This window comes from Lujinxingia sediminis (genome assembly GCF_004005565.1).
In the GTDB taxonomy this organism is placed as follows: Bacteria; Myxococcota_A; Bradymonadia; order Bradymonadales; family Bradymonadaceae; genus Lujinxingia; species Lujinxingia sediminis.
In genome coordinates, this window is sequence record NZ_SADD01000006.1 from 264,320 (window position 1) to 280,117 (window position 15,798).

The following is a 15,798-nucleotide window of genomic DNA, read 5'->3' on the forward strand; positions in this document are numbered from 1 at the left end:
TCATCGAGCATCTCCCTCGGCACCGGTTTATGCGGTGGTCCGCCAGTTGCGAAGATGAAAGTGTGACGAATTGAACTGTGTTGTTGAAACGCTCAATTTCACGTGGTAGGTAGCGCTCCCAACGGAGGGTCCGGTGCCGAGAGGCTTCCAGAAACTCTAGAAAATCGTGAGTTTAAGCCAGGTTGGCTTTCCAGAGGTCTGGCGCTCGTTGGGTGCTCCGCTCAGGTGAGACGGAGCAAAACGTGACCACACAAAGCAGGAAACGAACATGTCGAAGCGAAATCTGTTGGCGTTGATGTTCTGTTCAATGGCTCTGGCCCTTGCGCCGCTTACGGCCTGCGGCGGAGCCGAGGATCCCAGCGATGATGACACCGTCCAGGATACCGGCGGTGATCCCGATGCTGGCGGTGAAGACACCGACGACGAAGACACCAACGTCGAGCCCGATGTCGATACGGAGCCGGACACGGACACCGAGCCTGATACCGGCCCCAACCCGAACTCCTGCGTGAAGAACTCTCTCTTCGCCGGCCAGGTCGGTGACTTCGAAAACGACGACCACAGCGGCGGCACCCCCTCGACCACGGTTCAGCTTGAGGACGCCGGTCTGGGCGCCTACCTCGACCTGCTGGAGCCTACTCCTCTTAGCGGCGAGACGTTCCCCGACGGCAATCCCAAGCCTTCCTCCGTGATCATTACGCTGGATACCCCGGTGGAAGTCACCGGAGCGACCATCATCGCCACCAGCTTTAAGACGGGTAATGCTGACCAGGGTCAGCAGCGCTTCTGGGTTCAGGACGCCAATGGCGTGGCCAAGTTCTACCTGAGTGAAGCCATTGTCGAGCCGATTCTGGTGGGGCAGAAGATCAACTTCACCATCGAGTCGTATCAGTACTATAGCGGTCAGGCGCAGATTAAGTCGGTAAGCGGCTTTGAGATCGTCAGTGCGGATAACGACGTGCCCTACATCGACCTGGACGGCGAACTGACCATGGACCACTACGAGCGCCTGGTGCGCGTCGGTGGTGAGCTGGTTGGTGCCCCCACCGAGTGTGGTGGTTCCAGCAAGTGCTACACCATGGTCTACGGTGAGAACGATGAGTTCTCGGTGACGCTGCGCTCCTCCTCGAACTTCCTGGCCGAGGGAGATTGCGTGACCTTCATGGGTCCGGTCGTCGCCCACCCGCATCCCTACGATGCGCGCTACGTGGCAGATCCGGCGGCCACTCCGCAGCCCTCGCCGCAGCTTGATACGATCAACTTCAGCTGGCTCTTTGATCCGCCCAGCTTCGAAGACTGATCGCCTTCGACGAGCCGGCCGCCCCCTCAAGGGGGAGGCCGGCTCGTCGTCTTTTGGCTCCTGTTTTGGGGGCCAACGCGAACCGAAAGACACTTCTTTTCTTCCCGAGATACGATGATGACGCGAAGCCGAAGTACGGGCTCTCGCCAGCTGCCGGTGGGTGCGCTTGTCGCGCTGACGCTGGTGGGCGCCACTGCGTGTGTGGAGCCTGAGCTGGGTGAAGATCCGGCCGACTACTTCTCCGATGGCGAGTACGGGCAGGTCCAGGACCCGATCGCTTTCTCGACGACGCCCTACGATTTCACCGGCGAAGTGCCGATCGAAGATGTCAAAGCCCTTTACCCCGACGAGGTGGTGTGGTTCGGGTTCAGCCCCGGCGAGCCCTACCCGGTCTCGGGAGACTGCGATCCGGAGCGGGATTGGGATCAGACCGTTCCGGCCACGCTCAACGAGCTCCCGGCGGTGATCGAAGGCGTGGTGACCACGCACCCCCGTTATTTCCAGAAGGTCACGGTGTGCGGGATCGAGCAGCGCTACTACGGCAGCTACACCCTTGAGGACGCCAGCGGCGGGATCCTGGTGCTCAAAGACTCGCGTCTGGCCGAGTTTGATATCGGCGATCGGGTCCGCATCAAAGTCCGCGGCATCATGAAAAACTTCGATTCCCTGGCGGTCCTCTCCTACAGCGAAGAAGAGGTGATTAACACCCCCGATGCGCGCATTCCGGTGCACTTTGAGGAGGTGGAACGCCACTTTAGCGCCAGCGAAGATGTCTACCAAGTGCGCCGGGTGACCGGCCGCGTGGTGCTGGAGCCGACGAACCAGAACTTCAACGAGATGCGGCTGCAGTCGTTGGAGGATCCGAGCGTGGAATGGCTGGTCAGTCTGGACGCCGAGCTGGGTCGACGCGGCGTGGGCCCGAAACTCGGGGAAGTCGTGCAGGTGACGGCCCCGGTGATCAACAGCTTCGGGGTACGCCTCCTGATTACGGCCCTGGGCCAGCTGGAGCGCATCGAAGAGTAAACAGGCGCTCTCCTACACCGAATCCTTAGAAATTGTCTCGCCGGAGACCCTCGCCCGCGATGCGAAGGTCTGGCGCAGTAAAGTCCGAGCAAAAGACGAGAAGAAGATGAAGATCAATGCAGGTCGCGCGGGTGCGTGGATGTTGTTGGGTGCAATGGTGGTGCCGTCGACGGCGCTGGCTCAGGAACTCTCTCCGGAAGAGGCGGTCAGCACCGGTAAGGTGCAGGCTCCCGAAATCGCCCCGGTTGAGGTGGAAGAAGAAGAGGATGAGCGCCTGGAGTGGGATTTCCGTCTGACCAGCGAAGTGCACTCCTCGGATAACGCCGGGTTCCGTCAGCTGGACGAAGAAAACGGCAACCAGGAGCGCATCGAGACCGACGATCGCCACACCTTCGCCTACACCTCGATCGCGCTCGGCGCGAACTACCGGGTGCTCGACGATACTCGCCTCAACTTCAGCGCGAGCCACTCCGGACTCTGGGGCAGCGACCAGATCGGTGGCACCAACGAGTACGGCGGGTTCTTCTACGTCTACGACCTCAACGTGGACTGGACCGCGGTGGACGTGGACGGCTTTGAACTCAGCGCGAAGTTTGGTCGCCAGGCCCACACCATCGGTGGCACCCCGCGTGACTACTTCTTGCGCGACAACGTCGACGGTCTGACGCTGACCCTGGACATGGAAGAGGCCGGTCGGGTTCGCATCCTGGCCTTTGACCTCTACGCCTCCCAGGGACGCCCGGATACGGTGAGCTTCCTGCAGTGGCACTCCGGTCGCGACCTCGTCTACAACATGCGCGGTGAGACCAACACCTTCCGCTACGGCGGGGTCTACGAGAACACCGACCTGGTCGAGGGCCTGGAGGCGCGCGCCTTTGGTTACTTCGCCTCGATCGGCGGCGCGGGAACCGGCGCCGACCGCACCCACGAGGGCACGCTGGGGAACTTCTCGGATAACGACTTCTCGTGGCTGGCCGGTGCCCGCGCGAGCTACTTCCTGGAGCTGGATGCCGCGCGTCTGGGCGTCTATGGCGAGTACGCCTACTCCGGTGGCATCGACCGCAAAGAGGTCAACATCGGCGTGCACGACGTGGCCATCGACGGTCAGGCCTTTGGCGCCGGCTTGAGCGGCGACATGGACCTGGGCCCGGCCGGCCTCTCGCTGGCGCTGCAGTACTTCCGCGCTGACGGCGCGCAGTACGGCGCCGACGGCCTGCAGTACAACCACGGCTTTGTCTCGATGGGCGGCTCCTACGCCGGCGGCCTGAACATGGGCCGGTACAACGGCTGGCGCCCCTCGGCGTACGTCAGCCGCGACGGCATCGCTCACGGCGAGCATGACATCCGCCGCGAAGGCGGCACCCAGATCCTGCACGCCGGCCTGGGCGCCACCCTGGAGCAGGGCCTTCGCCTGGACCTGGGCGCCTGGATGTACCAGGACACCGGCTCGACCAACCTTGATTTTGACCGTCTGGACGCCGCCGGCGACCGTCTTCCCTCGGGTTACTCGCGTGACCAGCTCGAAGCGCAGCAGCGCCTGGGCAAGTCGCTGGGAACCGAACTCAACGCGAGCCTGAGCTACCAGGCCAACGACGCGCTCTCGCTCTACGGTGTCGGCGGCATCTTCCTGCCGGGTGAGTTCTACGAGATCGAGATCACCCGCAACGCCGGTAGCGCTCGCGGTAGCGTGGACAACCTCCAGCAGTTCTGGGCTGTCTCGGCCGGTGCGACTCTGGTCTTCTGAGACCGCGTCGACGATAGGTGTGGGTTGAGATTTGGAGCGGCGCCTTCTGGCGCCAGGGAGAGAAGATGAGAGCGCGATGGTTAACAGCGGGGCTGCTGGTGGCAGCCGCCGCAGGGTGTGTAGACACCTCCGACCCGGGGGCCTCCTCCGAGCAGGTGCTCTACCGCTGGGAGACCGATGGCGAGCCGACCACCGGTGAGCGCGGCAACATGTTGGTCAATGAGATCAACTGGGCCGGGAGCGTCTCCGACGATAAGTCCTACGACCCGGACGACGTCTTTATTGAGCTGCTCAACAAGAACCCCCGGCCGGTCAATGTCTCGGGCTGGAACCTGGAGATCGGCGGCGATTACTCGCGCAGCTTCCGTCTGCCGAAGATGGAAGAGCCGATTCAGCCCAATGAATTCTTTGTGATCGCGGCCAAAGCCGACGGCGCCTTCGGGGCCGAGGCGGATGTGATCCTCGAAGGGCTGAAGCTGGGTAAGCGCGCGGTGTACGTGAACCTGCGCGACGCCGACCGCCGCCTGATGGATTCGGGTGGCTCTCGCGAGGAGTACATCTTTGCCGGGAGCTACGACCTGGTGACGACGCGCTCGATGGAGCGCACCCAGGTGCTCTTTGGCAACCGCGGCAACCAGGACCGGGCCTGGACCTCGAACATCGATGATGTGATGGGCACCGGCGGCGAGCGCAAGATCGCCGAGGGTTGGCGCACCTACACGATGGCCAGTCCGGGTCAGGCCAACAGCGCCGACTACACCGGCAGCAACACCAGCGGGGGCTTTGAGTGATGAGAGCGAAGATGCGACGCACAATCCCCTATCTTACGCCCCTGGCGCTGGCCGGTGTGCTGGCGCTGGCGGCGCCCACCACGACCACCGACTGGGTGGAGCCGGCTCGGGCTCAGAGCGACGACTACGAGGGCTGGTTCACCTACGTGGACTACTACGTGGGCGACGACGTGCAGGCTGACGTCATCGCCGGGATGGTCCGGGACATCGACCGGGCCAGCGAGCAGGTGGAGGCGGCCTTCGGCATGCTGGAGGAGCCGGCCATCGTCGACGCCCTGGAAGCCGCCGCGGCCCGCGGAGTCGCGGTGCGCGTGGTCAGCGACAGCGAGAGCAGCTCGGTCAGCGGCATTCAGGCGCTTTTGGGCAACCCGGACATCGACACGGTGCTGGGCGATGGGCCGATCTCCTATCTGCCCGACCCCACGCTGACCACGGTTCTGGGCTATTGCGACGACCATAGCTCGGGCGATTACATCGTGTGCACCGCGGCCAGTGGCGTGCCCAGCAACAACGACAACATGGTCAATCGTCCCGACGCCTATAACGTGATGAGTCACAGCTTCGTGGTGGTCGACACCACGACGGTGTGGAACGTCAGCGCGCCGATCAACGATGCGCAGCCCATGTGGCTGGCGTTTCGGGCGATGAGTGAAGATCTCGCGCGCAGCTTCCGCCGCGAGTTCAATCAGATGCACGGCGGGGTCTTCTCGACGACGCTCAGCGTGTACAACGGCCCGCTCAAGTCGATCACCCAGAACGTGACCCTGCGCCAGACCAACCGCGGTCAGATGCGGGTGACCTTCAACCCTCAGGAACGCCTGGTTAAGAACATCATCGACGAAGTCTACCGCGCCAAAGGCTCGGTGTGGTTGATGACCAACGACCTGCAAAACGGCGACCTGATCAACGCGCTGCGTTACAAGCGCGATGCCGGGTTCGATGTGCGGGTGCTGGTGGGGTCGACCCAGGGTACCTCGGTCGATGCCGACCTGGACGCCATCGGGGCCGTACGCGCGCCGGCGTCGATGGGGCAGCTGCCGACCTTTATTATCAACGACGCCGGTCGCGGCAGGGACGGGCGGAACCACCCGCGGCTGGTGCAGATGCTCAGCCATAACCTGTGGGAAGGTGCCCCCCTCAACGTGATCAGCCGCGTGCCCAACGACCGGGTACACATCTACAAGTCGGACACCTTTGTCGACGGGGCGATGTGGGAAATCGTGGAGTTCGGCTCCGATCGCTACGACGCGGTGGAGAGCTTTGTGGACGCCTGGCAGCAGCTCTGGAGTGAGGCTCAGTGATGGAAACGACGACCAACGTTTTTGAGCAATCTGGCCGGGAGCACACGATGGTGATCCGAGGTATGGCAAGCATGGCGCGAACTCTGGTGCTGGCGGCGCTCGCGCTGAGCGCCGCGGCCTGCGGCCTCAACGATCCGGGCGATCTGGACACTCTCGATACGCCCAGCGTCGAGGTCTTCTTCAACTCCCCGGGCTTTAAGCGCGGCACGGAGTTCAACCGTAAGCCCAGCGAATTCATCACCGAGCGCATTGATGCGGCGCGCGTTTCGGTGGATGCGGCGGTGTACGGCTTTAACAAGCAGAACATCGTCGATGCGCTGGTGCGCGCCCACTACCGCGGGGTGCGTGTGCGCCTTGTGGCCGATGCTGGCGAGTACAGCCGCGGGTCCTACGGCTACGACATTATGGAGCAGCACAAGGTGCCGATTCAGACCGGCAACCAGTTCCATATCATGCACGACAAGTTCTTCGTGGTGGACAACCGCTTTGTATTTGTAGGGACCGGGAACATCTCCAACTCCGAGTTCACCTACAACAACAACAACTGGGTGTGGTTCGATAACGTCGCACACGCCGAACTCTACACCGCGGAGTTCGAGCAGATGTTTGACGGACGCTTCTCGGCGGCCAAGCACCCGACCACGCTCCCCAACGTCTTCCAGATCGGGGATACCGAGGTCGAAGTACTCTTTTCGCCGCAAGATGACGCGATGGGTAAGATTCTGGAGGAACTTAAGAACGTCGATACCTCGATTTACTTCACGATCTTTGCGTTCACCAAAGATCAGGTGGCCAGCGAGTTTATCGCCCGCCAGCGGGAGTTCGAGGCGTACAACGAGGCCAACGGGTTTGATACGCTGCCGCCGCTGGAGCGTCCCAAAGGCGTGGTGGGCGTGCTGGACCGCTCGCAGCTGCACGGTAACGGGCAGTACCACCAGGGGTATCGCCTGGCGGCCAACGGCATCCCGATGAGGCTTGACGGCAATGAGAACTCCGGGCTTCCCGGTGACTATCAGGCCGGTGGCGGGCGCCTGCACGCCAAAACGATGATCCTGGACGCCGGTACGCCCAACGCGCGGGTGATCACCGGGAGCTTCAACTGGTCTTCGGCAGCGACGATCTCCAACGACGAGATCCTGATCATCTTGCGTGGTGAGCGCATCACCAACCAGTACCTGGAGGAGTTCTACAACATCTGGAATACCGGTAAGGACATTTCCACGGCGATGTGCACGCTGATGAAGGATAGCGACGCGTTGACCTGCGATGATGAGGTTCGGCCCGGTGATGTGGTCTTCAGCGAGGTGCACTTCGACGGATGGAACGGGGAGCGCGATCCCTCCGACCACAACTGCGGTGGTGGAAACGATCTGGACTGCCGTCGTCGGGTGACCAACGACCAGTTTGTCGAGCTCTACAACACCACCGATAAGCCGATTAACCTCTCGATGTGGACGTTGAGTAACGGTCAGGACGTCACCATGGGCTTTACGCCCGGTACCGTCATCGATCCCGGGGAGTACTTCCTGGTGCTCGATCACAACACGGTGCCTCTCTCCGAGCGTGATCCGCAGCGGGGTGAGCATGCGTTTACCAACCCGGACTTTGTGCTGAACACGGCCAACGATCCGCGTTTCCGCCGCCTCAACCTCAAGAGCGGCTCGATGCAGCTGCAGCTTCGCAATACGCGCCAGGTCGTCATCGATCGCGCCGGCGATGGATCTCCGGCCTATTTTGGCGGGCGAGAAGGTGATACAAACTACTCGATGGAACGCATCATCGGTGCCGACGGTAACGTGGGTGCTGGCGACGCACGCTCGAGCTGGAAGCAATGCGCGGCCGGTCAGGGCGGGGAAAACGTCAACGAGGCGTTCCGCAGCTTTATCATCGCCACCCCTGGTGAGCCCAATTCTCCGTGATTGTATGGGAGTGATGATGCCTGATTGGGGGGCTATCCGGCCCCCTCTCGCTACCACTGGTTGATGTGTGGAGCCCTGAAGAACGCCGCCCCGGGAAACATCCCCGTCGGGCGGCGTTTTTGTGTCCGGGGGAAGACAGGGCGGAGGAGCCGCCTTTTTTTTGAGCCTTGAGTGCAGTAGAACACAGGCCGGTGTGCCGGGCGGGCGGTCTGCGCGGGCACCCGAGCAACCTTTTGGCGTAGGGAAGTCGATGTCGTACAAGGTGTTGGCCAGGAAGTGGCGCCCCGAGCATTTTGAACAGGTCGTAGGTCAGGGCCATGTCGCCCGCACGCTCAAGAACGCCATTGAGCAGGACCGGGTGCACCATGCCTACCTATTCTGCGGGGCGCGCGGGGTGGGCAAGACGTCTACGGCGCGCATTCTGGCCAAGGCGCTTAACTGCGAGCAGGGGCCCACGGCCACGCCCTGCTATCAGTGTGCCTCCTGTCAGGAGATCTCGAAGGGGCAGTCGGTCGACGTTTTTGAGATCGACGGGGCGTCGAACCGCGGCATCAACGAGATCCGTGAGCTGCGTGAGGGGGTGCGCTATGCCCCCAGCCGTGATCGCAACAAGATCTACATCATCGACGAAGTGCACATGCTCACCACCGAGGCCTTCAACGCGCTGTTGAAGACCCTGGAGGAGCCGCCGGACCACGCGCGTTTTATTTTTGCGACGACCGAGCCGCAGAAGATTCCGGTGACGATTTTGAGCCGCTGCCAGCGCTTTGACTTCAAGCGCATCGGGCAGAACGACATCGTCGAGCACCTGGAGCACCTCTGTCGGGAGGAGGGCATCGACGCGGAGCGGGCCGCTTTGCAGATCGTAGCCCGCCAGGCGGCCGGTGGGATGCGCGATGCGCTCAGTCTGCTCGATCAGATCATCAGTTTCAGCGGCAAGAGCATCAAAGAGTCGGAGATCGCCGAGGTGCTCGGGGTGGCCAACCGCCGCCATCTCTTCGATCTTTCGGAGGCGGTGCTCACCCACGATGCCGAGCGCGCCCTGGTGGTGGTCGACGAGGTCAACCGCTACGGCTACGACATGCAGCAGTTTGCCTCGGAGCTGGTCACGCATTTTCGCGACCTGATGGTCACCTCGGTGGTCCAGGATCCCGAACTGGTGACGGAGCTGACTGAGAGCGAACTGCAGGTCGCTCGCCAGCAAATCGCCGGACAGCCTCAGGAGCTTCTGCACCGCTGCTTTAGCGTGATGGTGGAGGGCGCCCAGAAGATGCATCGCTCGCCATACCCGCGGCTGATCTTTGAGATGACACTGGTACGCCTGGCCGCGCTTGAGCCGATGGTCGGCCTGGATCTGCTTGTCGATCGCCTCGGTCTTCTCGAAGAGGCCCTCTCCGACGATATCGGCGGGGAGATCGCATGGCCGGAGCGTCCCGCACCGCCCGTGGTGGCCGCCCGTGTTGCGTCTGCTGCACCCGTAGAAAAAAAAACTCTGAGTGAGGTCGCGCCGGCGACCGGGGGTCATGTTGAGGTGACCGGGGGTCATGTTGAGGTGACCGGGGGTCATGTTGAGGTGACCGGGGGTCATGCTGAGGTGACCGAAGGTGAGGTGACCGGGGGGCATGTTGAGGTGACCGGGGGTCATGTTGAGGTGACTGAAGGTGAGGTGACCGGGGGTCATGTTGAGGTGACCGAAGGTCAGGCGACCGAGGGTCAGGTGTCGGCGACCGAAGGTCAGGTGACCGAGGGTCATGTTGAGGTGACCGAGAGTGAGGCGACCGGGGGTCATGTCGAGGCGATCGAGGGTCATGCTGAAGTGACCGAAGGTCATGTTGAGGTGACCGAGAGGCATGTTGAGGAGACCGAAGGTCAGGTGACCGAGGGTCATGCTGAAGTGACCGAAGGTCATGTTGAGGTGACCGAGAGGCATGTTGAGGTGACCGAAGGTCAGGTGACCGAGGGTCATGTTGAGGTGACCGAGGGTCATGTTGAGGTGACCGAGGGTCAGGTGTCGGCGACAGAAGGTCAGGTGACCGGGGGTCATGCTCCGGCGACCGAGGGTCAGGTGACCGAAGGTCATGTCGAGGCGACCGAGGGTCATGTTGAGGTGACCGAGGGTCAGGTGACCGAAGGTCATGTCGAGGCGACCGAGGGTCATGCTGAAGTGACCGAGGGTCATGCTCCGGCGACCGAAGGTGAGGTGACCGAGGGTTATGTTGAGGTGACCGAAGGTGAGGTGACCGAGGGTCAGGTTTCGGTGACCGGGGGTCAGGTCGAGGTCGAGAGCCAGGTTGAGGTTGAGCCCGAGCCCAAACCCGAACTCGAACTCAAGCCGGAGCACGACGTTGCAGTCGCCGCCCCTCCCAAACCGCGGATCCCCGAACGCCTCACCAAGGTTGATGTCGATGCGCTGGAGGTCCCGGACACTGCTCCGCTCAAGACGCCGGAGCAGCGCTGGAAGGCGGTCGTGGAGTTCGTGCGGCAGAGCAACGCGCCTGTGGCCGCGGCCTGTGAGTATGCCTACGTGCAGCGTTTTGATGAGGGGGAGGTTCGCCTCAACTTCACCGAGGCCTTTGCCGATATCGCCCAGGAGGACGCCCGTAAAAGGACGATCGAAGACGCCGTGGTTCGCATCTTCGGGGAGGGCTGGCGGGTGGTGGTGGAGAAGATCGACGAGGAGGCCGCCCGCGGGGTCACCAACCTGGCTGAGGAGCGCGAGGAGGATATCCGGCGCCGCCGCGCGGAGTTGGTCGAAGAGGTGCGCACCGATCCAGTCGTCGCCGAGGCCCAGAAGCTCTTCGGCGCGGAGGATGTGCGCGTCAGCGTCAAACTTTTTGACGAGTGAGGCGTTCGGCCCGGCGAGTGTCGGGCCACGTGTTCGGGGTTAGAAGGTCACGCTCAGGCTCAAACCCCAGGTGCGCGGGGCGCCCGGGGCGAGGGCGGAGGCGCGGTCGAGCTGCAGGCTCTGCTGGAGCTGAAGGTTGTAGCGGCGCACGCCCTGGTAGCTGGTGATGAGCCCGCCGCCGTAGGCCAGGCCCGCCACCCCGGCGCCCAGCCCCACCAGATCGTTTCGCGAGAGGCTTAAGCCGTAGGCCAGAAAGATGCCCGCGAAGACCGTCAGCGACATCGCCACGGTGCCCAGCATGTACTGCTCGACGTAGAAGTTCCCCAGTCCGGGAAGCAGAAGTGTGTAGAGGGCGGCGCGGATGTGGCTTAAGCGCCCCTGCTCATAGATGCGCTGGCGGTGGTTGGCGTCGAAGAAGGTCGACCTGGGGGGGGCGACGCGTTCTGCGGTGGTGTCTTGTCCTGCGTTGGCCTCGTGTTCGACCGTGGCCTCGTGCTCCGCGGGGGGGGCATCGGGGGCAGGCGCCTCTTGCGTCTGAGCGTTGACGATGCCTCCCAGACTCATCATGAGAAAAAAGCCAAATGCGGCGATGTGTCGGAGCATAGCAGACATCCTGGGGTGGGGCTTCGATGTGAAGGGTGAGCCAGCATTGTTGACACGAGCCGGTTTTATGCCACAACCGCACCTGTCGATCGACTGAAGATACGAGGCGAGATGAGCGCGCAAGAGAGAGACGCCGAGAAGGCGCGGCCCATGGACGAGGCGTCGGTCAAACAGGCTGGCCGTGGGTTTTTGATCATTACCGCAGCCAAGGTCTGGTTTCTGGTGACCAGCGCGGTGATTCAGCTGGGGCTTCCCATCATGCTGGGAAGCGCCGAGGCTTTTGGGGTCTTTAAAATCATCACCGAGTCCATCGGGCTCATTAATATGGTGATGATCACGGGCACGCTCAACGCGGTCAGTAAGCTGGTCAGCGAGCAGCCCGATCAGGCCGGCCGCCTGGTCAACATGGCCGTGCGCATGCAGCTGATGTTGGGTGTGCCGGTGGCCGCGCTCTACGCGCTGGGTTCGCCCTGGATCGCTGCGAGCTTCAACGACATGACCCTCGTGCCGCTCTTGCGGCTCTCAGCGCTGATCATCTTCTTCTATGCGTTCTACGCGATCTTTGTGGGCTACTTTAACGGGCTCAAGGAGTTCGCGCGTCAGGCCAGCCTGGATTTCGGGTTCTCCACCTTAAAGATGCTCGGGATTGTCGGACTCGTGCTGCTGGGCTTCGGGGTGGGCGGGGCGGTGGCGGGCTTTGTGGGCGCGGCGGGCATCATCTGCACCATCGCCGGGGTGTGGCTGTTTCGGCGAGAGCGGGTGCGGCGTGCCGCCGGGGTGGGCCAGGGAGGGCTCGATAAGGCGCAGACGCGCCAGGCCTTTAAACGCCTGCTCAACTACCTCGTGCTCATCATGCTCTACACCTTCGCGCTTAACGGGCTGATGCGTGCGGACTTCTTTGTGCTCAAGGCCATTGCCTCCGGGGTGCCCGAGCACTTAAGCGGCATGGAGTCGCTCTTCTCGCTGATGAGCAACAAGTTCGCCGGCTTCTACGGGGCGGTGCTCAACGTGGCGCGCATTCCCTACCAGGGCGTGATCGCGGTGACTTTCGTGATCTTCCCGATGATCAGCCAGTCGACCTTCAGTGATGATACGGACCAGACGCGGGCCTATGTGCGCAGCACGCTGCGCTACTGTTCGATGCTGATCGCGGCGGTGGCGATGGTGCTGGCCTTTAACGCCGACTCGATCATCGGGGCGCTCTACTCCTCGGATTATCAGGCGGCGTCGGTGGCGCTCTCCATCTTGAGCGTGTCGATCATCTTCTTTGCGCTCTTTTATGTGGCCACGACGATGATCATCGGGTCGGGGCATCCGCTGGCGGCGGTGGTGATCATGGGGGCCTCGCTGGGGTTGAGCGCGGTACTCAACTACGTGTTTCTGACCCGCACCCACGCCGAGGCGATGGCCGGGCTTGTGCCCGTGGCGCCGGTCAGCCCCACAGGTGACGCGTTGAGTGTGGTGGCCCAGGCCCAGGCCCATGCCGAGGCCTCGGCGAATTTTGCGGCACCCTTTCTTCTGCAGGCCACCGACTACATGCAGTCGGCGGCCATCGCCACCACCATCGCCATGGTGCTGGGCTGTCTGCTCAGCGTGGGATGGCTGTGGCGTGCCTTCGGCGCGGCGCCCCCCTGGGCGACCCTGGGTCGCTTGTTGCTGGCCGCCGGCGTGCTCTGGGGCATCGATATGGCCGTGCCCCTGGGGGTGGAGCTTGTGGCCTCCCAGGGCAAAATTGTGTACCTCGCGATGGTCGTCGCTAAGATGGCCTCGATGGGGGTGGCGCTGCTGGCCACGCTCTTCTTAACCCGTGAGTTCACCGCGACCGACATGGCTCGCCTCAAGGCGGTGATCAGCAAGAAGACGAGGAAGGCATGAAGATCGAGAAAGGCCTGAGATCGTGGCTGGCCGCAGCGCTGGTGTTGCTGGGGACGGTGCTCCTGGTGGGCGCGGGCTGCTCGGCGGCCCAGGTGGCCGAACGTCCCGCCGATCCGGCGGCGCTGGATATGGCGGCGCGCAACTTCCATAAAAACATGCGCTGGGCGCGTTGGGAGGAGGCCTCCCAGCAGGTGCATGAGGCCGCCCGCGAGGGGTTTCTGGGGCGCTACGAGGAGCTCGGCGTCGACTACCGCGTGGTGGAGCTGGCGCTGCGCAAGGTGGAGTTCTCCGAGGATGGTTTCGAGGCCACCCTGGAGGTCGAGCAGGAGTGGTATGAGCTGCCCGATACCACCGTGCGCCAGGAGCGTTTCGTAGAGCGCTGGGTCTCCGAGGAGGGGGTATGGTGGATGCGCGAGCGCATCACTCGCGAGGCGTTTCGCGCCCGCGAACGGGAAGAGCGCGACGCACCCGGGACGGCCGATCCTACTGGGGACGAGGCGTCCTCCCTTGATGAGCGGACCCCGGAGGCGTCGCCCTCCGATGAGGGGCTTCCGACCGAGCCTCACGAGTAGGATGGGGCGATGAGTCATCTTCCTCCGGGGCAGCTCGGGTTTATCGAGCAGGTGCAGTACTTCTTCACCGCGCTCAGCGGGCGCACGTACATCCCCAGCCCCAAAGACCTGGCGTATCTCCTGCCGCTTAAGGAGCAGGGGGCACCGGCCGCCGCGGTGTGCCGGGGCATCGAGGAGGCGTTTCGAGCCTATGGCGAGGCCGACAGGCCCCGCTCGGTGCGTCAGTGCTGGCCTTTCATCGAAGCCGAGTTAGAGCGACTCGCCGAGTCCGGTATGCATCTGGCACCCGAGGCCGGTGAGGGCAGCGGTAGCGGGCAGGGCGCTGAGGTGTCGTCATCGCCGCCGCCCGCGTCCTCCTCGCAGAGCCGGGGAGAAAGCGGCGACCCGGAGCTGTTGCGCGAGACCCTCGACGCGATCGAGGAGGCCGGGCGAGCCAGCGCCGAGGAGCGCTGGCGGGAGGCCTACCGGCAGGGGTGGCGGCGAGCGCGGGAGCTCAGTCAAGAGCGCGGGGACTTTGGTTTTGAGGAGCTTGAGGCTGCCGATCGCGCGCTCATCGAGGCCTACTGGGAAGCCCTGAAAGCCGCCGAGCGCGAGGAGCTCGAAGCGGCCATCGCCGCGCAGCTCGCCGGTGAGCTGCGCGATATGAGTCCGCGGGCGCGGCGAGAGCATCAGCTGGCCAGGCGTCGAAAGGCGCTGATCGAGCGCTACGGCCTGGTCGACCTCCTGCGCCTGATCGGCTGGTAGGGCCTTTTGTGGGCGGGGTTAACGTAGTTGTGTCTACGGTGGGCGCGCTGTTAGTGTTCGCACACTGATTCATGCTCGCATGTGTTGTTTTCACCCACCCCTATCTTTAGCTCGATTGGAGGATTTGATGCCCATCTTTCAGATGATTGCTAACAAGCTCACCGAACGTCGTTTTGCCAAACTCACCCAGGAGCAAAACGAGGCGCTGATCGACACTCTGGTCGCCACCAAGGTCATCGACGGCAAGATTCTGCCCGAAGAGGAGCAGGAGCTCACCGAGGCCATCGGCATGCTCAAGTGGAATGGCGGCCAGTCCCCCGAGGGCTTTGTGCAGGCCTCCATCGCCCGGGCGCGTCAGATGCAGCCCACCCCCGGCGTTCTCTCGGAGCTCTTTGTTGCCCTGGGCGCCAAACTCGGCGACGAATGGCTGCGTGAGGAGGCCTATTACCTCTCCTCGCTCGTGGCGATCTCGGATCAGGAGGTGCACGAGGATGAGCGGATTCTGTTGCAGCAGATGGTGCAGTCCTTCGGGATCAGCGCCGAGACGCAGTCGTTGATCATCCGAAAGATTTCCCGCGAAGAAAATTTTTAACATGTAAGGCAGGTTATCGACGCTTGAGCGTTGTTTGCGCCCCGGGAGCGATTCCGGGGCGTTTTTTGTGGTTGTGTGGTTGAGGGGCTCTGGTGGTGCGCGAGGGTGGGGAGGTACGTGAGGGCGTTGGGGGGCTGTCGAGTTCGAGCTGGTGCTCGTGCTGTCACTGGTTTTCGTACTCGCGCTCAGGTGACCGAGGGTCGCCTGAGCGTCAGCATTTATGCGGGTGGGAGGTGACCGTGGGTCATCTGGCGTGGTGACCGAGGGTCGCCTGATCGTCAGTATTTATGCGTGTGAGGGGTGACCCCCGGTCATCTGGGTGCGATGTGACCGTGGGTCATCTGGCGTGGTGACCGAGGGTCACCTGAGCGTCAGCGTTTATGCGGGTGGGAGGTGACCGTGGGTCATCTGGCGAGGTGACCGTGGGTCATCTGGCGAGGTGACCGTGGGTCATCTGGCGTGATGACCGAGGGTCACCTGAGCGTCAGC

At 63.1% G+C, this 15,798-nt stretch carries 12 protein-coding genes; 11 read left to right on the top strand and 1 reads right to left on the bottom strand.

What is annotated here, in order from left to right; all coding sequences use genetic code 11:
• Nucleotides 1-268 precede the first annotated feature (268 nt).
• The 7 genes from EA187_RS12670 to dnaX all read left to right on the top strand — a co-directional run bounded on the left by EA187_RS12670 (nt 269) and on the right by dnaX (nt 10,923).
• Nucleotides 269-1,300, top strand: a complete 1,032-nt coding sequence (locus EA187_RS12670; protein ID WP_127780484.1) for a hypothetical protein — start codon at nt 269-271, stop codon at nt 1,298-1,300.
• A 114-nt stretch (nt 1,301-1,414) separates the two neighbouring features.
• Nucleotides 1,415-2,323: a hypothetical protein gene (locus EA187_RS12675; RefSeq protein WP_115604824.1), complete on the top strand. Its 909-nt coding sequence runs from the start codon at nt 1,415-1,417 to the stop codon at nt 2,321-2,323.
• Nucleotides 2,324-2,429: 106 nt separating this feature from the next.
• Complete coding sequence (locus EA187_RS12680) at nt 2,430-4,067, top strand: hypothetical protein (protein ID WP_127780485.1); 1,638 nt, start codon at nt 2,430-2,432, stop codon at nt 4,065-4,067.
• 65 nt (nt 4,068-4,132) lie between these two features.
• Nucleotides 4,133-4,858: a lamin tail domain-containing protein gene (locus tag EA187_RS12685; RefSeq protein ID WP_127780486.1), complete on the top strand. Its 726-nt coding sequence runs from the start codon at nt 4,133-4,135 to the stop codon at nt 4,856-4,858.
• A gap of 11 nt (nt 4,859-4,869) precedes the next feature.
• Nucleotides 4,870-6,159, top strand: a complete 1,290-nt coding sequence (locus EA187_RS12690) for a phospholipase D-like domain-containing protein (protein ID WP_127780487.1) — start codon at nt 4,870-4,872, stop codon at nt 6,157-6,159.
• Between the two features lie 47 nt (nt 6,160-6,206).
• On the top strand, nt 6,207-8,078 hold the full coding sequence (locus EA187_RS12695) for a phospholipase D-like domain-containing protein (RefSeq protein WP_164856245.1): 1,872 nt from the start codon (nt 6,207-6,209) through the stop codon (nt 8,076-8,078).
• 250 nt (nt 8,079-8,328) lie between these two features.
• Nucleotides 8,329-10,923 (top strand): DNA polymerase III subunit gamma/tau, encoded by a 2,595-nt coding sequence (gene dnaX, locus EA187_RS20425; protein ID WP_164856246.1) that lies wholly within the window; start codon nt 8,329-8,331, stop codon nt 10,921-10,923.
• Nucleotides 10,924-10,962: 39 nt separating this feature from the next.
• On the opposite strand, the gene EA187_RS12705 is transcribed toward dnaX, so the two are convergent.
• A complete protein-coding gene (locus tag EA187_RS12705) occupies nt 10,963-11,526 on the bottom strand; it encodes a hypothetical protein (RefSeq protein ID WP_115604812.1) in 564 nt (187 codons plus the stop codon).
• 111 nt (nt 11,527-11,637) lie between these two features.
• Between EA187_RS12705 and EA187_RS12710 the strand changes: the two genes are divergently transcribed.
• From EA187_RS12710 to EA187_RS12725, 4 genes are all read left to right on the top strand, one after another.
• Nucleotides 11,638-13,401 (top strand): oligosaccharide flippase family protein, encoded by a 1,764-nt coding sequence (locus EA187_RS12710; RefSeq protein ID WP_115604810.1) that lies wholly within the window; start codon nt 11,638-11,640, stop codon nt 13,399-13,401.
• Complete coding sequence (locus EA187_RS12715; RefSeq protein WP_127780488.1) at nt 13,398-13,973, top strand: hypothetical protein; 576 nt, start codon at nt 13,398-13,400, stop codon at nt 13,971-13,973. Before EA187_RS12710 ends, EA187_RS12715 begins: the two co-directional genes overlap by 4 nt.
• A gap of 9 nt (nt 13,974-13,982) precedes the next feature.
• The gene (locus EA187_RS12720) at nt 13,983-14,717 is read left to right on the top strand and encodes a hypothetical protein (RefSeq protein WP_115604807.1); all 735 of its coding nucleotides are present in this window, start codon (nt 13,983-13,985) and stop codon (nt 14,715-14,717) included.
• Between the two features lie 127 nt (nt 14,718-14,844).
• Nucleotides 14,845-15,309, top strand: coding sequence for a tellurite resistance TerB family protein (locus EA187_RS12725; RefSeq protein WP_115604805.1), 465 nt, complete (start codon nt 14,845-14,847; stop codon nt 15,307-15,309).
• Nucleotides 15,310-15,798: the final 489 nt, after the last annotated feature.

Excerpts from the sequence above, each read along its gene's own strand:
- EA187_RS12670 (WP_127780484.1), top strand. The coding sequence starts at position 269 with ATGTCGAAGCGAAATCTGTTGGCGTTGATGTTCTGTTCAATGGCTCTG.
- EA187_RS12675 (WP_115604824.1), top strand. The coding sequence starts at position 1,415 with ATGATGACGCGAAGCCGAAGTACGGGCTCTCGCCAGCTGCCGGTGGGT.
- EA187_RS12680 (WP_127780485.1), top strand. The coding sequence starts at position 2,430 with ATGAAGATCAATGCAGGTCGCGCGGGTGCGTGGATGTTGTTGGGTGCA.
- EA187_RS12685 (WP_127780486.1), top strand. The coding sequence starts at position 4,133 with ATGAGAGCGCGATGGTTAACAGCGGGGCTGCTGGTGGCAGCCGCCGCA.
- EA187_RS12690 (WP_127780487.1), top strand. The coding sequence starts at position 4,870 with ATGCGACGCACAATCCCCTATCTTACGCCCCTGGCGCTGGCCGGTGTG.
- EA187_RS12695 (WP_164856245.1), top strand. The coding sequence starts at position 6,207 with ATGGTGATCCGAGGTATGGCAAGCATGGCGCGAACTCTGGTGCTGGCG.
- dnaX (WP_164856246.1), top strand. The coding sequence starts at position 8,329 with ATGTCGTACAAGGTGTTGGCCAGGAAGTGGCGCCCCGAGCATTTTGAA.
- EA187_RS12705 (WP_115604812.1), bottom strand. The coding sequence starts at position 11,526 with ATGCTCCGACACATCGCCGCATTTGGCTTTTTTCTCATGATGAGTCTG.
- EA187_RS12710 (WP_115604810.1), top strand. The coding sequence starts at position 11,638 with ATGAGCGCGCAAGAGAGAGACGCCGAGAAGGCGCGGCCCATGGACGAG.
- EA187_RS12715 (WP_127780488.1), top strand. The coding sequence starts at position 13,398 with ATGAAGATCGAGAAAGGCCTGAGATCGTGGCTGGCCGCAGCGCTGGTG.
- EA187_RS12720 (WP_115604807.1), top strand. The coding sequence starts at position 13,983 with ATGAGTCATCTTCCTCCGGGGCAGCTCGGGTTTATCGAGCAGGTGCAG.
- EA187_RS12725 (WP_115604805.1), top strand. The coding sequence starts at position 14,845 with ATGCCCATCTTTCAGATGATTGCTAACAAGCTCACCGAACGTCGTTTT.